The organism is Nonomuraea sp. H19, from assembly GCF_052068215.1.
In the GTDB taxonomy this organism is placed as follows: Bacteria; Actinomycetota; Actinomycetes; order Streptosporangiales; family Streptosporangiaceae; genus Nonomuraea.
Window position 1 is genome coordinate 266,972 of record NZ_JBQHCV010000012.1, and the last position, 19,293, is coordinate 286,264.

Genomic DNA, 19,293 nt, shown 5'->3' on the forward strand with positions numbered 1-19,293 from the left:
CTTGACGTACCGTCCGTTGCACGCCGGCTGGACCCTGTCGTCGCAGGACATCGCCGAGGTTCCGGCGACCGTGCCCGGCTGCGTGCACACCGATCTGCTCGCGGCCGGGATGATCGACGACCCCTACCTGGACGACAACGAGCACCGGCTGGCCTGGATCGGCCGCACGGAATGGACCTACCGCACCACCTTCACCTGGTCCCCGGATGAGCACGAGCGCACGGACCTGGTGTGCGAAGGGCTGGACACGGTCGCCACGCTCACCCTCAACGGAGTGCGCCTCGCGAGCACCGCCAACCAGCACCGCTCCTACCGTTTCCCCGTCCGGCACCTGCTGCGCGACGGCGACAACGAGCTGACCGTGCACTTCGGCTCGGCCTACGCCTACGCGGAGGAACGGCGGGCGGCGCTGGGGGCGCGGCCGGGCGCCTACGACGAGCCCTACCCGTTCATCCGCAAGATGGCCTGCAACTTCGGCTGGGACTGGGGACCCACGCTGGTCACGGCGGGGATCTGGCGCCCGATCGGGCTGGAGAGCTGGAGTGGCGCCCGCCTGGCCGAGGTGCGCCCGCTGGCGTACGCGGACGGCCGCGTCGACGTGCACGTCCGCGTCGAGCGAACCACCGAGGAGCCGCTCACCCTGTCCGCCGAGATCGCCGGGATCTCCGCGGAGCAGCGCGTCGACGGGCGGGCCGCCGTCCTCTCGCTCGAGGTGCCCGATCCCGCCCTGTGGTGGCCGCGAGGGTACGGCGACCAGCCCCGCTACGACCTGGCCGTCCGCCTCGGCGACGACGAGTGGCATGGGAAGATCGGATTCCGATCGGTCGAGCTGGAGCGCGAGGCGTTCACGCTCAAGGTCAACGGCGTCCCGATCTTCGTCAGGGGCGTCAACTGGATTCCCGACGACTGCTTCCCCACCCGGATCACGCGGGAGCGGCTGGCCGAGCGGTTCGGGCAGGCCGCGGCCGCCGGGGTCAACCTGCTGCGGATCTGGGGCGGGGGACTGTACGAGAGCGACGACTTCTACGGCCTGGCCGACGAGCTGGGCCTGATGGTCTGGCAGGACTTCCCCTTCGCCTGCGCCGCCTACCCGGAGGAGGAGCCGTTCCGCTCCGAGGTCGCCGCCGAGGCCAGGCAGAACGTCGCCAGGCTCGCCCCGCATCCGAGCCTCGTGCTGTGGTGCGGCAACAACGAGAACATCGTGGGCCACGCCGACTGGGGCTGGCCGGACGAGCTCGAACTCCGCAGCTGGGGCGCGGGCTTCTACTACGACCTGCTCCCCGAGATCGTCGCCGAGCTCGACCCCACGCGCCCGTACTGGCCGGGCAGCCCGTACTCCGGCGCGCCAGGGCTGCCGCCCAACGACCCCGCCCGCGGCACGGTCCACATCTGGGACGTCTGGAACAGCGAGGACTACACCCGGTACGCCGCCTACCGGCCGCGCTTCGTCGCCGAGTTCGGCTTCCAGGGGCCGCCCGCGTACGCCACCCTGCGCCGCGCCTCCTCCGACGACCCGCCGACTCCGGACTCCTCGCACCAGAAGGCCATCGACGGGCAGGCCAAGCTGCTGCGCGGGCTGGGCGAGCACCTGCCGGCGCCCGAGACGTTCGACGACTGGCACTACCGGACGCAGCTCAACCAGGCGCGGGCGATGGCGTTCGGGATCGAGCGGTTCCGCTCGCTCATGCCGGTGACGATGGGCACGATCGTCTGGCAGCTCAACGACTGCTGGCCGGTGACGTCGTGGTCGGCGATCGACGGCGACGGCCGGCGCAAACCGCTGTGGTACGCGCTGCGCCGCGCGTACGCCGACCGGCTGCTCACCGTCCAGGACGGCGAGCTGGCGGTGGTGAACGACGCCGCCGAGCCCTGGTCGGGCGAGCTGAGCCTAGTGAGGCAGACCCTCACCGGCGAGCCTCTCGCGAAGGAGAGCGTCGCCGTCTACGTGGCGCCCAGGTCGGTGACCAGGGTGGCGCTGCCGCCGTCGGTCGCCGCCCCCGAGGACCCGGCACGCGAACTGCTGGCCGCCCGCCTGGGCGCCGCCCGCACGGTGCGCCTCTACGCCGAGGACACAGCCGCGCAATTCCCGGACGCGGCCTTCGACGCGCGCGTCGAACGCGCCTCCGGCGGCTACCGGGTCGTCGTGACCGCGATCAGCCTGCTGCGCGAGCTCGCGATCTTCCCCGACCGGCTCGACCCGGACGCGAGCGTGGACGACCAGCTCGTCACCCTGCTACCGGGTGAGAGCGCGGTCTTCCACGTCACCACCGCCCGCGACCTCGATCCCGTGGCGCTGACGAGCTTCCCCGTCCTGCGGTGTGTGAACGAGGCGGGTCAGCGCCGGTAGTGGAAGCGCCGGTGGACGACACTGAAGATCATGGCCACCAGCCACACCATGAAGATCACCTTGAAGATGCCGAACCCGCCGAAGATCAGGCCCAGCATCATGAACACGAAGAGCATCGGCACGAACGGGCCGGGCCCGTGAGGGCGCCGCCCCGGGCGGCGTGACCATTGCCGGCGCATGTCGCGCCGCACGTGGCGCATGGACTGCAACTGCTGGTGGTGCGCCCGCATCGCCTCGCGCCAGGCGTCCATCTCGTAGTGCGGGACGGGCTCGCGGACGGCGGGCCCCGGCAGGTCGGCCGTGACCTTCGCGAGGTCGCGGGCGGTCTTGGCGGTCAGCGTCTGGTCGAGCCGCTCGTCGAGCTCCTCGTGGGTCAGGCGGCCCTGCGCGAAGTGCTCGCGCAGGGCGGCCATCGTCTGCTCGCGCTCGGCGTCGCCGATGCGGAGATCATTGCGGTCCACGCCTGTTCCTCACTCTCACCGAACCGACCACCCGGTGCGGCGCCGGTCGCGTTCATGGCCTCACTCCGTTAGGCGGCTCGGTTGCCTATGCCGCCTGTACTCCATTGCGGGTCACTCGTCGCCCGGTTCGTCGTCGGCCAGGATCTGGTAGAGCTTGCGCCGGGTCTCTACCAAAGTCTTACGCGCTTCCCGGATTTGTGCGTCGTTTCCGGTTTGGAGAATTTGCATCATTGCGAAGGCCGACTGCCGAGCGATGTGCCACAGATCGGCGGTGTTGTCGTCGATGTCCGGGCGCATCTCGTCCCACGGGGCGCGTACCTCGTCGGCGTGCGCCTCGATGTAGTTGCGGCCCTCCTCGGTGAGGCGGAAGCTCTTGCGGCCCTCGTTCTCCTCCGAGATCACCAGGCCCTCGTCGGTGAGCTGCTGCAACGCCGGGTAGACGGCGCCGGGGCTGGGCTTCCAGCCGCCTTCGCTGCGCTCGGCGATCTCCTGGATGATCTGGTAGCCGTTACGCGGCTCCTCGGCCAGCAGCGCCAGGATCGCGGCGCGCACGTCGCCCCGCTTGGCCTTGCGGCCCCTGCCGCCCCAGCCGCCGCGGTGGCCACCGCCCCACGGGGGCCCGCCCCAGGGGCCGCGGCCGAAGTCGAACGGGAACGGGCCGGGCGGCCCGCCTCGGCGGCTGCGCTGCCGGTGCTCGTGGTGCCGGCCGCCCATCTGTTCGAAGGCGTCGGCCACGACCTTGAACGCCTCGCGGGCGGCCCGCTTGTACTCGTGTGCGCCGGGCCAGGGACCGCCGTGCGCGTGGATGGAAGTCATGTTTCCTCCTATATCGTGATCTATTCTCGATGCGTCAAAGATATATCGATACTGTGTCGCTAGCAAGCCCGGGTGTTGAGTGAGCTAGATCACGAAAAAGTTGCGGAATCCGGGAACAGGATCAGGGAGGGGCTCGTTGTTCAGAGCAGACGAGGTCGTTCCGCGTCGGCAGGGCTGGGGGGTGCTGTCGCCGCGGAGACGACCTCGTCTGCGTTTGGGGTCAGGGTGGGGCCGCGTGGCAATGTGCGGCCATGGAGCCGGTCATGCGGCATGCCTCAGCGCGTAAAGCGCTTCTTTGCCGTACAGTCCCGATCATGATGGGGCACACGCACGCGATGACGGGGGCCATCGCCTGGCTGGGGCTGGCGCCGCCCCTTGCCGCACTGCCGCTGCTGAACGAGTCCTCCCGCTTCGTCGAGACCGGGATCATGGCCGGCGCCCTCAATCCCGCCGAGCTGGTCGCCGGGGCCATCATCTGCGCGGGCGCCGCGATGCTGCCCGACCTCGACCATCCGAGCGCCACGATCGCGCAGACCTTCGGCCCGGTCACCTGGGTGCTCAGCAAGGGCGTGTCGTGGATCAGCGGCGGGCATCGCGGGGCCACGCACTCACTGGTCTTCGCGGTGGCGCTCGGGCTCGGAGCCCACTGGCTGGCCAACACCTATCCCATCGGCCGCGACATCATGGTCGTCCTCCTCATCGGTCTCGCCCTGCGCGCCATCGGCGTCGGGATCCCCGGCAACAAGATGGGGTCCGCCATGGTCAACATCGGGCTGACCGCCGGGCTCTACGCCGTCTTCCTGTCGCTGTCGGTCGGTTATGCCTGGCTGGGGCTGGCGGTCGGGGTCGGGTGCCTGATGCATGTCGTCGGCGACTGCATGACCGAGCGGGGATGTCCGGTGCTGTGGCCACTGGGGGCCAAGTTCGTGCTGCCATGGAAAATCGGCATCAAGACGGGCAGGAAATTCGAGCAGAAGATCCTCGCCCCGGTGCTGTCCGTGGTGATCATCGGGCTGCTGTTCTGGCGCCTCGCGCCTGTTTAACTTGATGTCGAGATATCCTTGGAGATATCTTGACGTCGAGACATCCCCCGCGGCCTGCGAGTTAGGGTTACCTAACGTACTTGTCGTTCCGGCTGTGCGGCAGGATTTGGACTTGAACACATCTCTGATGAGGAGGCGAATCACCGTGTCCGCGAACAGCTTCGGCAGCCGTGACACGCTGCGCGTCGGCGACGCGTCATATGAGATTTTCCGGCTTGATGCCGTCGAGGGCGCCGCACGCCTCCCGTACAGCCTGAAGATCCTGCTGGAGAACCTCCTCCGCACCGAGGACGGCGCCAACATCACCGCCGACCACATTCGGGCGCTGGGCGGCTGGGACCCCAACGCGACGCCGAGCGTGGAGATCCAGTTCACGCCCGGGCGCGTCATCATGCAGGACTTCACCGGCGTGCCCTGCGTGGTGGACCTGGCCACGATGCGCGAGGCCGTACGCGACCTCGGCGGCGACGCGGCCCGCATCAACCCGCTCGCGCCCGCCGAGATGGTCATCGACCACTCGGTCATCGTCGACTTCTTCGGTCACCCCGATTCCTTCCAGCGCAACGTCGAGCGCGAATACGAGCGCAACCGCGAGCGCTACCAGTTCCTGCGCTGGGGCCAGACGGCCTTCGACGAGTTCAAGGTCGTCCCGCCCGGCACCGGCATCGTCCACCAGGTCAACATCGAGCACCTGGCCCGCGTCGTCATGACCCGCGACGGCAAGGCGTACCCGGACACCTGCGTCGGCACCGACTCGCACACCACGATGGAAAACGGCATCGGCGTCCTCGGCTGGGGCGTCGGCGGCATCGAGGCCGAGGCCGCGATGCTCGGCCAGCCGATCTCCATGCTCATCCCGCGCGTGGTCGGCTTCAAGCTCAGCGGCAAGCTGCCGGCCGGCGCCACCGCCACCGACCTGGTCCTGACGATCACCGAGATCCTGCGCAAGCACGGCGTGGTCGGCAAGTTCGTCGAGTTCTACGGCGAAGGCGTCTCCTCCGTGCCGCTGGCCGACCGGGCCACGATCGGCAACATGAGCCCCGAGTTCGGCTCCACCTGCGCGATCTTCCCGATCGACGGCCAGACCGTCGACTACCTGCGCCTGACCGGCCGCAGCGAGGAGCAGATCGCCCTCGTCGAGGCGTACGCCAAGGCCCAGGGCCTCTGGCTCGACCCGGCCGCGCCCGAGCCGGTCTTCTCCGAATACATCGAGCTCGACCTGGCCACCGTCGTCCCGTCGATCGCCGGCCCCAAGCGCCCGCAGGACCGCATCGCCCTGTCGGCCGCCAAGACCACCTGGCGCCACGACGTGCAGAACTACGTAACCGACGACGTCGAGGAAGAGGGCGAAGAGTCCTTCCCGGCCTCCGACGCGCCCGCCTCCAACTCCCGCGCCAACGGCGGCCGGCCGCACAAGCCGGTCCCGGTCACGCTGGCCGACGGCACCTCGTTCGAGATCGACCACGGCATCGTCTCGATCGCCGCGATCACCTCGTGCACCAACACCTCCAACCCGTTTGTCATGCTCGGCGCGGCGCTGCTGGCCCGCAACGCCGTCGACAAGGGCCTGACCCGCAAGCCGTGGGTCAAGACCTCGCTGGCCCCCGGCTCGCAGGTCGTCACCGGCTACTTCGAGCGCTCCGGCCTCCAGCCGTACCTCGACAAGATCGGCTTCAACCTCGTCGGCTACGGCTGCACCACCTGCATCGGCAACTCGGGGCCGCTGCTGCCGGAGATCTCCGAGGCCATCCAGGCCAATGACCTGGCCGTCACCGCCGTGCTGTCGGGCAACCGCAACTTCGAGGGCCGCATCAACCCCGACGTCAAGATGAACTACCTGGCCTCGCCGCCGCTCGTGGTGGCCTACGCGCTGGCCGGGACCATGGACCTCGACCTCGACACCGAGCCGCTCGGCATCGGCAATGACGGCGAGCCGGTCTATCTGAAGGACATCTGGCCGTCGCCGGAGGAGATCTCCGCGGTGGTCAACTCCTCCATCGGGCGCGACATGTTCGAGCGCGACTACGCCGACGTCTTCAAGGGCGACGACCACTGGCGCTCGCTGCCGATCCCGACCGGCGACACCTTCGAGTGGGACCCCTCCTCGACGTACGTGCGCAAGGCCCCCTACTTCGACGGCATGCCAGAGAAGCCCGAGCCGGTCACGGACATCGCCGGCGCCCGCGTCCTGGTCAAGGTCGGCGACTCGGTCACCACCGACCACATCTCGCCCGCGGGCTCCATCAAGGCCGGCACGCCTGCCGCCCAATACCTGCGCGCCAACGGAGTCGAGGTCAAGGACTTCAACTCCTACGGCTCGCGGCGCGGCAACCACGAGGTGATGATCCGCGGCACCTTCGCCAACATCCGCCTGCGCAACCAGATCGCCCCCGGCACCGAGGGCGGCTACACCCGCGACTTCACCCAGGCGGACGGCCCGGTGTCGTTCATCTACGACGCCTCCGTCAACTACGCCGCCCAGGGCACGCCCCTGGTGGTGCTGGCTGGCAAGGAATACGGCTCAGGCTCCTCACGTGACTGGGCGGCCAAGGGCACGGCGCTGCTGGGCGTCCGCGCCGTCATCGCCGAGTCGTACGAGCGCATCCACCGCTCCAACCTGATCGGCATGGGCGTGCTCCCGCTGCAGTTCCCGGACGGCGCCTCGGCCGAGTCCCTGGGGCTGACGGGCGAGGAGACGTTCGACATCACGGGCGTCGAGGAGCTCAACAAGGGCGGCATCCCGCGCACGGTGCACGTGAAGGCCGGCGACGTCGAGTTCGACGCGGTGGTCCGCATCGACACCCCCGGCGAGGCCGACTACTACCGGCACGGCGGCATCATGCAGTACGTCCTGCGCTCCCTGCTCGCCAAGTGACTTCCCACGCCCCCGCCCGGTCATGAGCCGGGCGGAGGCGGGGGACCCCTCGGCTGCTTCGCTGAGCCGGGGGTTGGGGCGCGCGATCCTCACGCGCCCGCATCGGGGGAACCACCCGACACCTGAAGAGCCGCCCGGCGGAACACCCTCCGCCGGGCGGCTCTTTGCGTCAGGCGACCTTCGAAGCGGGCGCCGACCAGGTGTCGCAGGAGGCGGGGGAGACGGCCCCGTAGCCGCGCTGCAGCCAGTAGACGCGGTTGGCGCCCTTGCCGTGCGTGCGGTATTCGTCCTCGTCGCCGCTGGCCCGGGTGGCATCGACCAGCGCCGCCCAATCCCGCTGCGTGCGTGCCAGCGAGCCCCAGACGCTGCCCAGGAACACCCCGGCCAGGCAGTCGGCCTGGAGCTCGTAGCGGCGCTTGAGCTCCTCCTGGCCGGCCTTCTCCGCGCGGGCCCGGACTTCGTAGGCGCGCCGGATGCCGACGAGGCTCTGCAGGTGGTGCCCGTACTCGTGGGCGGCGATCTTGAACGGGTAGAGGTCGGTCCTGTCCTCGATCCAGCGGCCGACGAGCGGGAACACGAGCGTGCCGCGCTCGGTGCAGTAGAAGGCGTCCGCATGCGTCGGCCACGGCAACCCGCAGACGGTGCTCTCAGGCTCGTCGTAGTAGCGCACGACAGGCTTCCGGAACGCCAACCCCGCCCGGTCGAAATACGCGGCCCACGACTTGTCCAGGCATTTCATGACCGTCTCGAGGTACTGCCGCGTCCGCGGAACGCCCCCCGACGTGATCGGCGTCTCGGGACACGACGTGGCCGCCAGCTTCCCGGCCTTCTTGGAGAACGGGCTCTTGACCGGGGCCGCCTGCGCGGCCTGCGCGGATAAGCAGGCGATCGCCAGAATCGCGATGAAGGCTGTGGCTCGCTTGATCGGAAGGGAATGCACGGTCGGCAGCTTAACGAGCGGCGGCATGTGGCACGATGAGAGTGCCACCCGGCGAACCTCTTTTTCGCCGGGCGGCGACACTCACTACATCGAGTCCATGATCCAGTCGGTGACCTCGCGGACCACCTCGTCGGGAGCGATCCCGATCCTTCTCCTGAACCGCTGAGGCGACACGCTGCGCACGTGCTCGACCATGGCCCAACTCGGCTTCTCCAGACCTGTGCCGTCACAGCTGATGGGAATGTGGTTGTCCCATCCCCTGTTGGTCGTCGTCAGCGGAATGATGATCTTCACTGGCGTCGAGGCGTTGAATCCGTCGTTGCTGACGACCAGCACCGGGCGGGCGAAGCCTTGTTCGCGACCGACTGGATCGCCCAGGTCAGCGAGCCAAATCTCGCCCTGGATCACCCTCATCTCTCTCCTCTGAGAACGTGATGAGCCCTTCCCACTCGGGTGCGATACGGGAAGTGCGTGGCGGCGGGCCTTGGACCAACTCGGATTCGGCGAGGTAGTCTGCCCAAGCTTGCGGGTCCCTCTGTCGTGTCTCTTCCATCTGTTCCGCGACACGCTGCCAGCGCTGCTTCTTCTCCATCTCCCGGATGGCGTGGTCGATGATCGCGGTCATGGGCTCACCTGCCTTCTTCGCCAGTGCCGCGATTCTGTCCCTGGTCTTGACGCTGACGCGTATAGTCGTCGCTTTCGGCTTCATGGCCATACCCCAAAGGCTACGTCGGCGTCTGCGGGCAGACGCTACACCTGGCCGATTACGCTCGCACCATGAACGGCAACAGAGCGTAAAGATGGTTGACTTTCGCCATGACTGACACGGCATTGGTGCTGATCCTGGGCAGTTTTGCGGTTTTCGTGGGTGCGATCGTCCAGGGTGGCGTGGGTTTCGGCTTGGGGCTGGTCGCGGCTCCCGTGCTCACCATGCTGGGCCCCGATCTCATGCCCGGTGCCATCCAGGTGGTCAACATGACGTTGCCGCTGTTCACGCTGGCTGCGGAGTGGCGGAAGGTGGACTGGCCGGGATTGGGGTTCGCGCTGCTCGGCAGGATCCCGGGCAGCGTCCTGGGTGCCGTCATCGTTGTCTACGTTTCTGTCTACGCCCGAGGCATTTTCGTTGCCGTCATGGTGCTGATCGCGGCAGGGCTGACGGCCAAGGCGCTGAGCGTGCCCCGCAACGGCGTGACGGTCACCTCCGCCGGCTTCGTGTCGGGCGTCACCGGGACCGCGACGGGCATCGGCGGGCCGCCGATCGCGCTGGTCTACCAGAACGCCAAGGGGCCGCAGATCAGGGCGACGCTCGCGATGTTCTTCTTCCTGAGCGCCGCGCAATCGCTGGCCGTGCTGGCCATCGTGGACGAGCTGCCCGCTCAGGCGCTGACGACCGGCGCGGTCCTGATCGTGCCCATGGTGCTGGGTTTCCTGGTGTCGGGGCCGGTGCGGCGCTATCTGGACGGCGGCAAGGTACGGGTGGCCGTCCTGGTCGTGGCGGCCGCCTCCGCGCTGGCGCTGATCGCGCAGAACGTGCTCACCTGGTTCCTGGCCGGGTGAACGGCCGAGCCCGCGGGCCGGTCATGGGGTGGGCGCCGGGGGGTTCCGGTCGGCCGCGGGGACGACCGGATCCTCAGCCAGGGGTCCTGCCGGTGGCGTACCGGTAGGACGCCGCAACGACGCTCTTGGCCACCTCAAGCTCTTGTGCCGTGCGGGGGCCATAGAGCATCACCACGTTGATCGTGGGCGAGTACAGCGGATGACGTTCGCCCCACCCCCTGGCGATGAGCTCCCGCTGGTCCTCTTGGGACAGGGCCAGGTGCAGGCTGCCGTCGATGTGGATGTGGGCGAACTCGGCGACCAGGCGGGGCGGCAGGAGCACCGCTCCCTGCGGTGGCAGCACGTCGTCTGCCAGGAAGAAGGCGATGGAGCGGGGCTCGGAGATCTCGCTGGGCCTGATCTCGGCGGCGGGAAGCTCGGTGCTCATCCACTGCTCGAGCTGCTCGCGGATCTCGCCGGGGCTGGTTTGGCTGAGCTGGACGTGCGGAACGGACGGGCCGGTACGGGGCCGGTCACCGGCACGGGCGGGAAGCGACAGCATGACGGGGTCCTCGCATTCAGGTCGGTGGGGAGTTCAAAAAGTGATGACGATCTTGCCGCGCGTGTACCTGCCGGCGGCCAGGTCGCGCATGGCCTGCCCGGCACGGTCGAACGGGTAGGTCGCGGCCACCTCGATGCTCATCCGGTCCGCTGCGGCCCGCTCGGCCTGCCGGGGCAGGTCACCGATCGACGCCGTCATCCGGACGTAGACGGGAACGATCCCGTCCACTTCCGCCGGGCCGTACAGGGTGGAGACCAGCCGGCCGCCGGGCCGCACGATCCCGGCCGTGGGCGTGAGCGCCGGACCGGCGTTGATCAGATCGACGACCACGTCGAGGCCCTCCGGGTGGAGCTGCCGGACCTTGGCGGGGGTGTCGCCGCCGGTGTGGTCGATCGTCTCGTGCGCGCCGAGCCCGCGGATGTAGGCCGTGTCGGCGGGGGCGGCGGTGGCCAGCACGCGCACGCCGGACTCGGCGGCCTGCTGGACCACGAGCGCGCCCACGCCACCGGTCGCACCGACGACCAGCACGGTGTCGCCGGGCTCGAGTGCGGCGGCGGCCAGCACGCAGTGCGCGGTCATCGCCACCGTGGGCAGCGCGGCGGCCTGGACCGGGGGCAGGGCCCGCGGCCGGTGGACAAGCTCAGGGCCGTCGCCGACCAGCACGTACTCGGCGATCGTCCCTGAGGCCGCGCCGGCGTAGGCGATCACCTCGTCACCGACGGCGAATCGCGACACCCCTTCTCCCACGGCCGACACCACGCCGGTGGCGTCCATGCCGAGCACGAACGGATGCCTCACCGGGAACATCTCACGCAGCTCGCCCGTGACCAGCTTGACGTCGAAGGGGTTGAGCGCCGCAGCCTGCACACGTACCAGCACCTGGCCAGGACCGGGCGACCGATCGGGCACCTCGCGGATGCGCAGCCGGTCCACGGGACCATAGGCGGGGGCGACAAGAGCTTTCATGACGGGACTCCTCAGGTGCGCCGCCGGCCGGACGGCCTGCGGGCGGAAACCGGACGGGTGAAAGCCTGCTCGTCGCTCGCCGTCCCGCTCACCGCCCGTTCGGGCGGCATCCACTGCTCGAACGGGCAGCACCCCCACCTACCCGGGATCGCCTAGCATCTGGCTCATGGAGCTTCCTGACCCGCGTGCTGTGCTGGCGGCCACCGCGTCGGTGCTGCAAGCGCCGGTCGGCGCCATGCTGGAACCCCTGTCACAGGTGCTGGCGGAGCTCCTGCCGCACCGGGCGGTGGCCATGCTCACCGGCGACTGCGCCCGGCATCCCATGAAGGCCTACGGCGAGACGGCGATCACCGAGAAGATCACCAGCGCCGAGCTGGCACGTGTGGGCGGCACGGTCGGCGTGGGTGAGCCGTGGTCCGGCCACGTGCGCCTGGCCGGCGAGGACCGCCCAGCGCTCGCCGTCGCCTCCCGCCCGCCCGGGGCCTCGGGCGCCCTGCTCGTGGTGGTGACCTCCGGCGCGAACGCGCCCGCCGGTCCCGTACGCGACCTGGTGCAGCGGCTATGGGACCTCGTCGCCCTGCAGCTGATGCGCCGGGCCGAGAACCTCCCGCCTGCCGATCTCAACGGCAACCGATTGGCGGCCGGAGAGCGGGCCCGCGCCATCGCCGAGCTCACCAACACCCACGCCGCCACACTCCAATCCCTGCTCAGCACGTTGCGCAGCCGTACGCTCGACGACGCCGCCGCCCGGCGCAACGCCACCGACCTGGCGGTGTCAGCGCTGATCGAGCTGCGCGCCGCGGCCGACCTCGACTCCTCGCTGAGCGAGGAGCCGGCCGGGTCAGCCTTCGACCGGCTGACCGGCAAGCTGGCGCCGCTGACCCGCTACAGCCAGGTGTCACTGGAGCTGGCCGGCCCACGCGACCGTGACCGCGCCCTGCCCGGCGACATCGCCAACGCCTCCCAGGCCCTGGTACGGGGCGCCGTCGTGACCATGCTCGACCAGGACGGCCTGACCAGGATCCGCGTGACGTGGGAGCCGGCGGAATCCGAACTCCAGCTCGTCGTCCGCGACGACGGGCCGGGCACACTGACCGCCGACGCCCTGCCCGTGCGCCGCCTGACCGAGCTGGCAGTCGCCGTTGGCGGCCGCCTCTCCCTCGACGCCGTTCCCGGCTGGGGCACCACGATGAGCGCGGCGCTGCCGCTCGCGCCGCCCGCGCCCGAGACTCCGGACCCCGCACTGGGCGCACTCAAGCCGCGCGAGCGGGAAGTGCTCGAACGACTGGCGCGCGGCCTGCGCAACCGGCAGATCGCCGAGGACCTGCTGATCAGCGAGCACACCGTGAAGTTCCACGTGGCCAACATCCTGGACAAGCTCGGCGTGGGCACCCGCACCGAGGCGGCGGCCCTCGTACACTCCTCCGGCCTGGCCCCACTCACCTGATTCCCGCGAACAGCCTCCGACGCCGACCTGCCCATCACCAGCCCCCACGCTCCGGGGCGCCGCTCCTGTGGCCGATCACCGCACCGCCGGCCCAGGGGAGCGGCGCCGGTCTGGTGAGGTGGCGAACCGCGCCACGGAGTCACTTCGACGGCCGGTGTCACATGTGGCGCGCCGGCGGTGCTCTACAGATGTGAACGTTGTAGGGCATGGTGGGAGCGCACCGGCCGCCGCACTGCCGGCCGCCCTGTCCAGGGAAGGACACGGCGCGGTGACCAGGCGAGCCGAGCGTAAGGACGGCGTGGTGATGTCGGGTCCTCCGGGACAAAGGGCTGTCCGAGCCGACCTCGAACAGGTCTTCCGCACGGCCTATCCACGGGTCGTCGCGGTCGCCGCCCGGGTGCTCGGTTCCCGGGACGAGGCCGAGGACGTGGCTCAGGAGGTGTTCCTGACGTTCGGGCGCTCCTCGGTGCCGGCCGGCGAGGCAGTGCGATGGTTGTCCGTCGCCGCGGCGCACACCGCGCTGAACCACCTCCGCTCCGGCCGTCGTCGCGCCTCCCGTGAAGAGGCCGCCGACGGTGGCGATGCCGTCTGCCCGGATGTCGCCGACGCGGTCGTGGCCCGCGACGAGCGCCGCCGCGTGCGGGCGGCGCTGGCGCGGCTCCCCCGCAAGCAGGCCGTCGCCCTCGTCCTGCGGCACAGCGGCCTCAGCTACGCCGAGGTCGCCGCCGCTCTCGATCTTTCCCCCGGCAGCGTGGGCACCACCGTGCGACGCGCCGAGTCCGCCCTGCGCAAGGAGCTGAACCGTCATGCGTCATCCGACTGACGGCACGCTGCGCCGGCTCGTGGACGAGCCGGACGGCGTCGCCGACGCCGACCGCGAGCACATCGCCGGCTGCCCGGTATGCCTGTCCGGGCTGGCAGCCGCCCAGGAGGACGCGGCGGTCGCCGGCGCGGCGCTGAGCGCCGGGTTCGCCGTGGACGTGGATGAGGGGTGGCGCCGCCTGTCGCACGCGGTCGCCGCCGAGGGGCGGTCGGGGACGGCCCCGGCCGCCCCCACCCGCCGCTGGCCTGCGGCGCTGCGCAGCCCGGTGGTCGCCGTATTCGGCGTCGTCGCCCTCCTGACGGGGGTCAGTGCCGCGGCTGCGGCGGACTGGCTGCAGATCTTCCGGACCGAGCAGATCGCCCCGGTCACCGCCCCCCAGGCCGACCTGGTCAAAATGCCCGACCTGTCCGCCTTCGGTGAGCTCAAGGTGACCGAAGAGGTCAACGTACGCAAGGTCGCCGACGCCGCCGCCGCGGAGAAGGCCACCGGTCTTTCCGTCCCGCGGGTGAGCGGGCTGCCCCGCGGTGTGACGGGAGCACCCACGTACCACGTTGGCGGCCGGGTGAGCGCGGTGCTCACCTTCTCGGCCGAGAAGGCGGCGCGGACCGCCGCGGCAGCCGGCAAGACGGCGCCACCACCGCCCCCGGGCCTCGACGGCAGCCAGTTCCGGTTGGTCGCCGGCCCAGGGCTCGCCGCGGTCTGGTCGGAAGGCCGCCCCATGCCGGCCCTGATCGTGGCGCGCGCGGTCGCACCCACCGCGTACTCCTCGGGCGTCCCGTTCAAGACGGCCCGCGACTACCTGCTGTCCCTGCACGTGCTGCCGGAGAACGTCGCGTCGCAGCTGCGCAGCTTCTCCGGCGACGGGACGACGCTGCCGCTGTTCCAGTCGCTCGAGCGAATGACGGTCTCCGCCGCCGATGTCGGGGGAATGCCGGCTACGGTGCTCGCCTCGCCGGACGGCACGATGGCGGGCGTGGTCTGGATGGAAAACGGCGCCGTCACCGCGGTGGCCGGCTCGCTGAGTGCCGACGAGGTGCTGTCGGTGGCCCGAGGGCTGCGGTGGGACCGGTGATCGCGGACTCCACCGCCCGGCAGGGCGGCTCCTCCCTCGACCCCGCGGAGCAGCTGTTCGCCGAGCTGCCCCCCGCACCGGCGGTGTGGTGCTCGGGCCTGCGCAAGCGGTACCGGCGGCAGACCGCGGCCGACGGCGTGTCCTTCACCGTCGGCCGCGGCGAAGTGGTGGGCCTGCTCGGACCGAACGGAGCGGGCAAGACCACCGTCATCAAGATCCTGCTCGGTCTGGTCCGGCCTGACGCGGGGGACGTGCTGCTGCTCGGGCGACCGGCGCGGGACCCGCACGCCCGGGCCCGCGTCGGCTACCTTCCGGAGCTCTTCCGGTACCAGCCGTGGCTCACCGCCGCCGAGGTGCTGGCCCTGCACGTCCGGCTCGCGGGCGTCTCGGTGCCGGCCCAGGAGCGGCGCGAGTGCCTGGCCACCGTCGGCCTCGCCGACCGCGCCGGTGACCGGGTGGGCGGCTTCTCCAAGGGCATGCAGCAGCGCCTCGGGCTGGCCGTCGCGCTGGTGGCCCGCCCAGAGCTCGTCGTCCTCGACGAGCCCACCAGCGCCCTTGACCCGATCGGCCGGGCCGATGTGCGGGACCTGGTGCTGTCACTCAAGGCCCGCCAGGTCGCCGTCCTGCTCAACTCGCACCTCATCGGCGAGGTCGAGCGGGTCTGCGACCGGGTGGTCATCCTCGACAAGGGCCAGGTCGCCGCATCCGGCACCCTGGCCGAGCTGCTCGGCCGGCGCGAGCTGCGGCTGCGGCTCGACGGGGTGAGCACGGAGGCGGAGGCACGGCTGGCCGCCGCCGGCCGGCTCACCCGCAGCGGAAACTCGTTCACCGTCGCACTGCCCGCCGACCAGGACACCACCATCGTGCCGGACCTCGTGGCCGATCTGGTCGGCCTCGGGGTGCGCGTGCACGCCGTCGAGCCCGTGCGGATCAGCCTCGAGGAACGGCTGCTGGACATCCTCCGCGCCGATCCCGGCGGTGACCGCCGATGACCGCCCGGACCGTGCTCGCCATCGCCGCCCTCACCCTCCAAGAGGCCGCCCGCCGGCGCGTGCTGCGCTCGCTCGCCGTGATGACGATCGTGCTGCTCGCGCTCAGTGCCTGGGGGTTCTCCCGGCTCGACGCGACTTTCGGCGGGCTCACCAGCGGAGAGGCCCGACTGGCCGCCTCCCAGGTGCTCAACCTGGTGATGTTCGGCCTGAGCCTGATTGCCGCGCTCGGCACGGCGTTCCTCGCCGGCCCCACCCTGGCCGGCGAGATCGAGTCAGGGACGGCGCTGGCGATGCTGGCGCGGCCGGTCCGCCGCTCGGCGGTGCTGCTGGGCAAGTGGCTGGGGCTGGTGGCCTTCGGCAGCGGCTTCGTGGCCGTGGCAGGACTCGCCCAGTTCCTCATCGTCTGGGCCACCGTGGGCTACTGGCCACCGCGGCCGGTGACCGGCCTTGCCCTGCTCGCGGCGCAGACGACGGTGCTGCTCACCCTGGGCCTGCTGCTGTCCACCGTCATCTCACCGATGGCGTCGGGCATCGTGGCGGTCGGCCTTTTCGGCGCCACCTGGATCGCGGGCGTGGTCGGCGGGGTGGGCCAAGCTCTCGGCAACGAAGGCATGGCCCAGGTCGGCACCGTCTCCCGGATACTGCTACCGACCGACGGCCTTTGGCGCGGGGCCATGCACGGATTGCAGGACCCGACCGTGCTGGCGCAGTTCCCCTCATTCGCCGACTTCCCATTCCTGAGCCAGGCCCCGCTCACCACCGCCTACCTCGCCTGGACCGGCCTGTGGGTCGTCGCCCTCCTCGGGCTCGCGGCGGTGGCCTTCCAGCGCCGCGACTTGTGAGCCGCCCACGTCCAGCCGGCCAACTGAAGCGCTCAGTCACAGCCCCGGCATCGGAGCGGCCTTCGTCACACGGCTCCGCGAGGCCTGGTTACGCATCGCGAGGCCTGGCTACACTTCCGGGGTGACCCTGGCCGAAGAAGAAGATCCCCAGGTCTGGCACCGAATCCGTCCCGATTCGACGGAACGGCGGATGCTGGAGCGCCTCAGCGCGAGGTTTGCCGTCCAGCTTCGTCCGCGGACGCTCCTGCTGCCGGACGGGAGCCGGGTGGAGGTCGAGGGAGTCGACGCGGACAACCGCTTCCTGGTACAGCTCGTCGCGAATCAGGGGACGTACAAGTCGCATCACCGCAACAAGGTCATGGCGGACATGTTCAAGCTCGTGTGGCTCAGCCGCTCGATCCTGCCTGGCAGCCGAGCCATCCTGTGCGTGAGTGAGGCAGTGTCCCAGGCCTTCTCGGGCTGGGTGGCCACCGCAGCCCGGGACCTGGGCGTCGAAGTGCTGCTGTTCCAGGGCGACGGGGACATCGTGCCGCTGGTCGAGTGATGACCCCCGCGGAGCCGTAACACCCTGGCAACAGAAGTGTCGAAGCTACGCAATGTAGCCTCCTTAGCGTCCTAGCTACTCGGATTTCCGCGGTGCAGATACGAACTCGCGCCGCACGCTCTCCGGCGTTCGAAGTGGTGTCAGCGGTTGGGAGAGCGTCATGGTTCCTGGTATGCCTATTTGCCGTCCCGAGTGCCAGGTCGTCGCATGAGCGCGGCAGCGATCGAGGTGCGCGGCGCCCGCCGGGTCTACGGTTTCGGAGCTTCGGCGATGGTGGCGCTCGACGACGTCGGCCTGTCCATCGAGCCCGGCCGGTTCGTCAGCATCATCGGCCCCAGCGGCTGCGGGAAGTCCACGCTTCTCCGCCTGCTCGCCGGGCTGGAGCCGGCCGACCGCGGTGAGGTCAGCATCTACGGGGTCAGCCCGGAAGAGGCCTGCGCGGCGAAGATGGTGGGGCTCGTGCCCCAGACACCGGCCCTCCTGCCATGGCTGTCGGTGCTGAAGAACGTCACGCTGCCCCAGAAGGTCAACCGGGCTGCCGGCCGGCGGCGGTCGGCCATCGGCCAGGCGACGCATCGCGGCACTCCGACGTGCCCCGATATGACAGAGCTTCTTAGCAAGGCGGGCCTCGCCGAAGCCGCGCACAAGCTGCCGGGCCAGCTCTCGGGTGGCATGCAGCAGCGGACTGCCATTGTCCGGGCTTTCGGCCTGCAGCCCGACGTTCTCCTGATGGATGAGCCCTTCTCGGCGCTCGACGAGTTCACCCGCGAGAGCCTGCAGGAACAGCTGCTCGATCTTTGGGACGAGCTGAAGACGACCGTCGTCTTCGTGACCCACTCGGTCAGCGAAGCGGTCCGGCTCTCCGACATGATCGTCGTCATGGCGCCGAAGCCCGGCCGCATCACCGACGTCGTCACCGTCGATCTGCCCAGGCCACGGGGGCGTGACCTGCTCAAAACGCCCGAGTTCCACCGATTCGAGGATCTGATTCGAGACAAGCTCCGTGCCGCCTGGCACACGCACGCCGCGTGACGGGAGGAATACCGACGTGACTTCCCTCGACGATGTCATCGCAACCTTGCCGGAAGCCGAGCGCCCCGTCACGGAGCCCGCCGCCGGACCGTCCCGCTACAGCCTGAGCCATCCGAGATCGCGGATCGGTTTTGTGCGTCCGAAGATCTGGCTCCCGCTCGCCGTCATGTTGTGCGTGCTCGGCGCCTTGTGGGAGTGGGGCGCCCGCTCGATGCCCTATCTCCTGCCGAAACTTTCCTCGGTCGCAGAGGCGCTGGCCGAGGAGCCGGACTACTACCTCGGCAACGCCTGGGTCACACTCCAGGAGGCGCTCCTGGGGCTCGCCCTGGGGTTCGCCGCGGCGTTCGTCCTGGCGGTCGTGGTCAGCGAGCTTCCGTGGGCGCGACGGGCGATCATGCCGGTCGCGGTCGTCCTCAACGTGACACCTCTGGTCGCCATCGCGCCGGTTCTCGTGGTGGCCTTCGGTTTCGGGCCCGAGCCCAAACTGATCGTCACCGGCCTGATCTGCTTCTTCCCGATCCTCATCAACACCTCGGTCGGTCTGCGGGCCGTGCCACTCTCGGTCGTGCAGGTCTATCGCACGCTCAACGCGTCGCGGCGGGAAATGCTGTGGCGCGTCCGGGTGCCGAGCTCGCTGCCGTACCTGTTCGCCGCGCTGCGCATCGTCTTCCCCCTGTCCATCGTGGGTGCCGTGGTCGCCGAGCTTTCGGCCCCCGGCGCGGCGGAAGGGCTCGGCACCGCGATCAGTCTGGCCTCGACCATGAATCGGCTTCCTGTCGTGTACGCGTCGATCTCGATCCTGGCGGTGATGGGGTCGGTCCTGCTCCTCGTCGTCACGATCGCCGAACGCAGGGCCCTGCACTGGCACGAGAGCACCCAGGGCGCGGCCGACTGACGTCCCCGGCCGCGACCGAGCGGCCGCGCCGACGTCTGCTCGGCATCTTTCCCGGCGCCACGTGCCCCGGGCGACAAACCTCACCAACGTCTGTCATGCG

19 protein-coding genes are annotated in these 19,293 nt (G+C 70.2%); 12 read left to right on the plus strand and 7 right to left on the minus strand.

The annotated features are described in order from the left end of the window. Position 1: 1 nt before the first annotated feature. Positions 2-2,347, plus strand: coding sequence for a glycosyl hydrolase 2 galactose-binding domain-containing protein (locus tag ACTMTI_RS27325; protein WP_441123380.1), 2,346 nt, complete (start codon positions 2-4; stop codon positions 2,345-2,347). Here ACTMTI_RS27325 and ACTMTI_RS27330 read toward each other — a convergent pair. Beyond that, complete coding sequence (locus ACTMTI_RS27330) at positions 2,335-2,808, minus strand: DUF1707 domain-containing protein (protein WP_441123381.1); 474 nt, start codon at positions 2,806-2,808, stop codon at positions 2,335-2,337. The two genes, ACTMTI_RS27325 and ACTMTI_RS27330, sit on opposite strands and share 13 nt — an antisense overlap. Before the next feature lie 111 nt (positions 2,809-2,919). Further along, positions 2,920-3,624 carry a PadR family transcriptional regulator gene (locus ACTMTI_RS27335; protein ID WP_441123382.1) on the minus strand — a complete coding sequence of 235 codons (705 nt, stop codon included), beginning with the start codon at positions 3,622-3,624 and terminating at the stop codon, positions 2,920-2,922. 314 nt (positions 3,625-3,938) lie between these two features. On the opposite strand from ACTMTI_RS27335, the gene ACTMTI_RS27340 reads away from it, so the two are divergent. After that, positions 3,939-4,667, plus strand: a complete 729-nt coding sequence (locus tag ACTMTI_RS27340) for a metal-dependent hydrolase (RefSeq protein ID WP_441123383.1) — start codon at positions 3,939-3,941, stop codon at positions 4,665-4,667. 145 nt (positions 4,668-4,812) lie between these two features. Then, positions 4,813-7,542, plus strand: coding sequence for an aconitate hydratase AcnA (gene acnA, locus ACTMTI_RS27345; protein ID WP_441123384.1), 2,730 nt, complete (start codon positions 4,813-4,815; stop codon positions 7,540-7,542). A gap of 169 nt (positions 7,543-7,711) precedes the next feature. On the opposite strand, the gene ACTMTI_RS27350 is transcribed toward acnA, so the two are convergent. The 3 genes from ACTMTI_RS27350 to ACTMTI_RS27360 all read right to left on the minus strand — a co-directional run bounded on the left by ACTMTI_RS27350 (position 7,712) and on the right by ACTMTI_RS27360 (position 9,197). Next, positions 7,712-8,482 carry a neutral zinc metallopeptidase gene (locus ACTMTI_RS27350; protein ID WP_441123385.1) on the minus strand — a complete coding sequence of 257 codons (771 nt, stop codon included), beginning with the start codon at positions 8,480-8,482 and terminating at the stop codon, positions 7,712-7,714. Between the two features lie 84 nt (positions 8,483-8,566). Beyond that, entirely contained in the window at positions 8,567-8,890 is a 324-nt protein-coding gene (locus ACTMTI_RS27355) for a type II toxin-antitoxin system PemK/MazF family toxin (protein WP_441123386.1), read from the minus strand. After that, positions 8,862-9,197, minus strand: a complete 336-nt coding sequence (locus ACTMTI_RS27360) for a hypothetical protein (RefSeq protein WP_441123387.1) — start codon at positions 9,195-9,197, stop codon at positions 8,862-8,864. The genes ACTMTI_RS27355 and ACTMTI_RS27360 overlap by 29 nt, the downstream gene beginning before the upstream one ends. A 101-nt stretch (positions 9,198-9,298) precedes the next feature. Here ACTMTI_RS27360 and ACTMTI_RS27365 point away from each other — a divergent pair, with 101 nt between their 5' ends. Continuing rightward, on the plus strand, positions 9,299-10,039 hold the full coding sequence (locus ACTMTI_RS27365) for a sulfite exporter TauE/SafE family protein (protein ID WP_441123388.1): 741 nt from the start codon (positions 9,299-9,301) through the stop codon (positions 10,037-10,039). Positions 10,040-10,112: 73 nt separating this feature from the next. On the opposite strand, the gene ACTMTI_RS27370 is transcribed toward ACTMTI_RS27365, so the two are convergent. Together ACTMTI_RS27370 and ACTMTI_RS27375 are read right to left on the minus strand one after the other, a co-directional pair. After that, entirely contained in the window at positions 10,113-10,580 is a 468-nt protein-coding gene (locus ACTMTI_RS27370; protein WP_441123389.1) for a luciferase domain-containing protein, read from the minus strand. A 33-nt stretch (positions 10,581-10,613) separates the two neighbouring features. Then, positions 10,614-11,546, minus strand: coding sequence for an NADP-dependent oxidoreductase (locus tag ACTMTI_RS27375; protein ID WP_441123390.1), 933 nt, complete (start codon positions 11,544-11,546; stop codon positions 10,614-10,616). 166 nt (positions 11,547-11,712) lie between these two features. On the opposite strand from ACTMTI_RS27375, the gene ACTMTI_RS27380 reads away from it, so the two are divergent. From ACTMTI_RS27380 to ACTMTI_RS27415, 8 genes are all read left to right on the plus strand, one after another. Then, complete coding sequence (locus tag ACTMTI_RS27380; RefSeq protein WP_441123391.1) at positions 11,713-12,993, plus strand: LuxR C-terminal-related transcriptional regulator; 1,281 nt, start codon at positions 11,713-11,715, stop codon at positions 12,991-12,993. A gap of 190 nt (positions 12,994-13,183) precedes the next feature. Further along, positions 13,184-13,816: a sigma-70 family RNA polymerase sigma factor gene (locus tag ACTMTI_RS27385; protein WP_441123392.1), complete on the plus strand. Its 633-nt coding sequence runs from the start codon at positions 13,184-13,186 to the stop codon at positions 13,814-13,816. After that, complete coding sequence (locus ACTMTI_RS27390; RefSeq protein ID WP_441123393.1) at positions 13,800-14,888, plus strand: hypothetical protein; 1,089 nt, start codon at positions 13,800-13,802, stop codon at positions 14,886-14,888. The genes ACTMTI_RS27385 and ACTMTI_RS27390 overlap by 17 nt, the downstream gene beginning before the upstream one ends. Continuing rightward, complete coding sequence (locus tag ACTMTI_RS27395) at positions 14,885-15,880, plus strand: ABC transporter ATP-binding protein (RefSeq protein WP_441123394.1); 996 nt, start codon at positions 14,885-14,887, stop codon at positions 15,878-15,880. The genes ACTMTI_RS27390 and ACTMTI_RS27395 overlap by 4 nt, the downstream gene beginning before the upstream one ends. Beyond that, entirely contained in the window at positions 15,877-16,722 is an 846-nt protein-coding gene (locus ACTMTI_RS27400) for an ABC transporter permease (RefSeq protein ID WP_441123395.1), read from the plus strand. The genes ACTMTI_RS27395 and ACTMTI_RS27400 overlap by 4 nt, the downstream gene beginning before the upstream one ends. A gap of 121 nt (positions 16,723-16,843) precedes the next feature. Continuing rightward, a complete protein-coding gene (locus tag ACTMTI_RS27405; protein ID WP_441123396.1) occupies positions 16,844-17,266 on the plus strand; it encodes a hypothetical protein in 423 nt (140 codons plus the stop codon). 207 nt (positions 17,267-17,473) lie between these two features. Continuing rightward, positions 17,474-18,298, plus strand: coding sequence for an ABC transporter ATP-binding protein (locus ACTMTI_RS27410; RefSeq protein WP_441123397.1), 825 nt, complete (start codon positions 17,474-17,476; stop codon positions 18,296-18,298). A gap of 16 nt (positions 18,299-18,314) precedes the next feature. Beyond that, the gene (locus ACTMTI_RS27415; protein WP_441123398.1) at positions 18,315-19,193 is read left to right on the plus strand and encodes an ABC transporter permease; all 879 of its coding nucleotides are present in this window, start codon (positions 18,315-18,317) and stop codon (positions 19,191-19,193) included. The last annotated feature ends 100 nt before the right edge of the window (positions 19,194-19,293 follow it).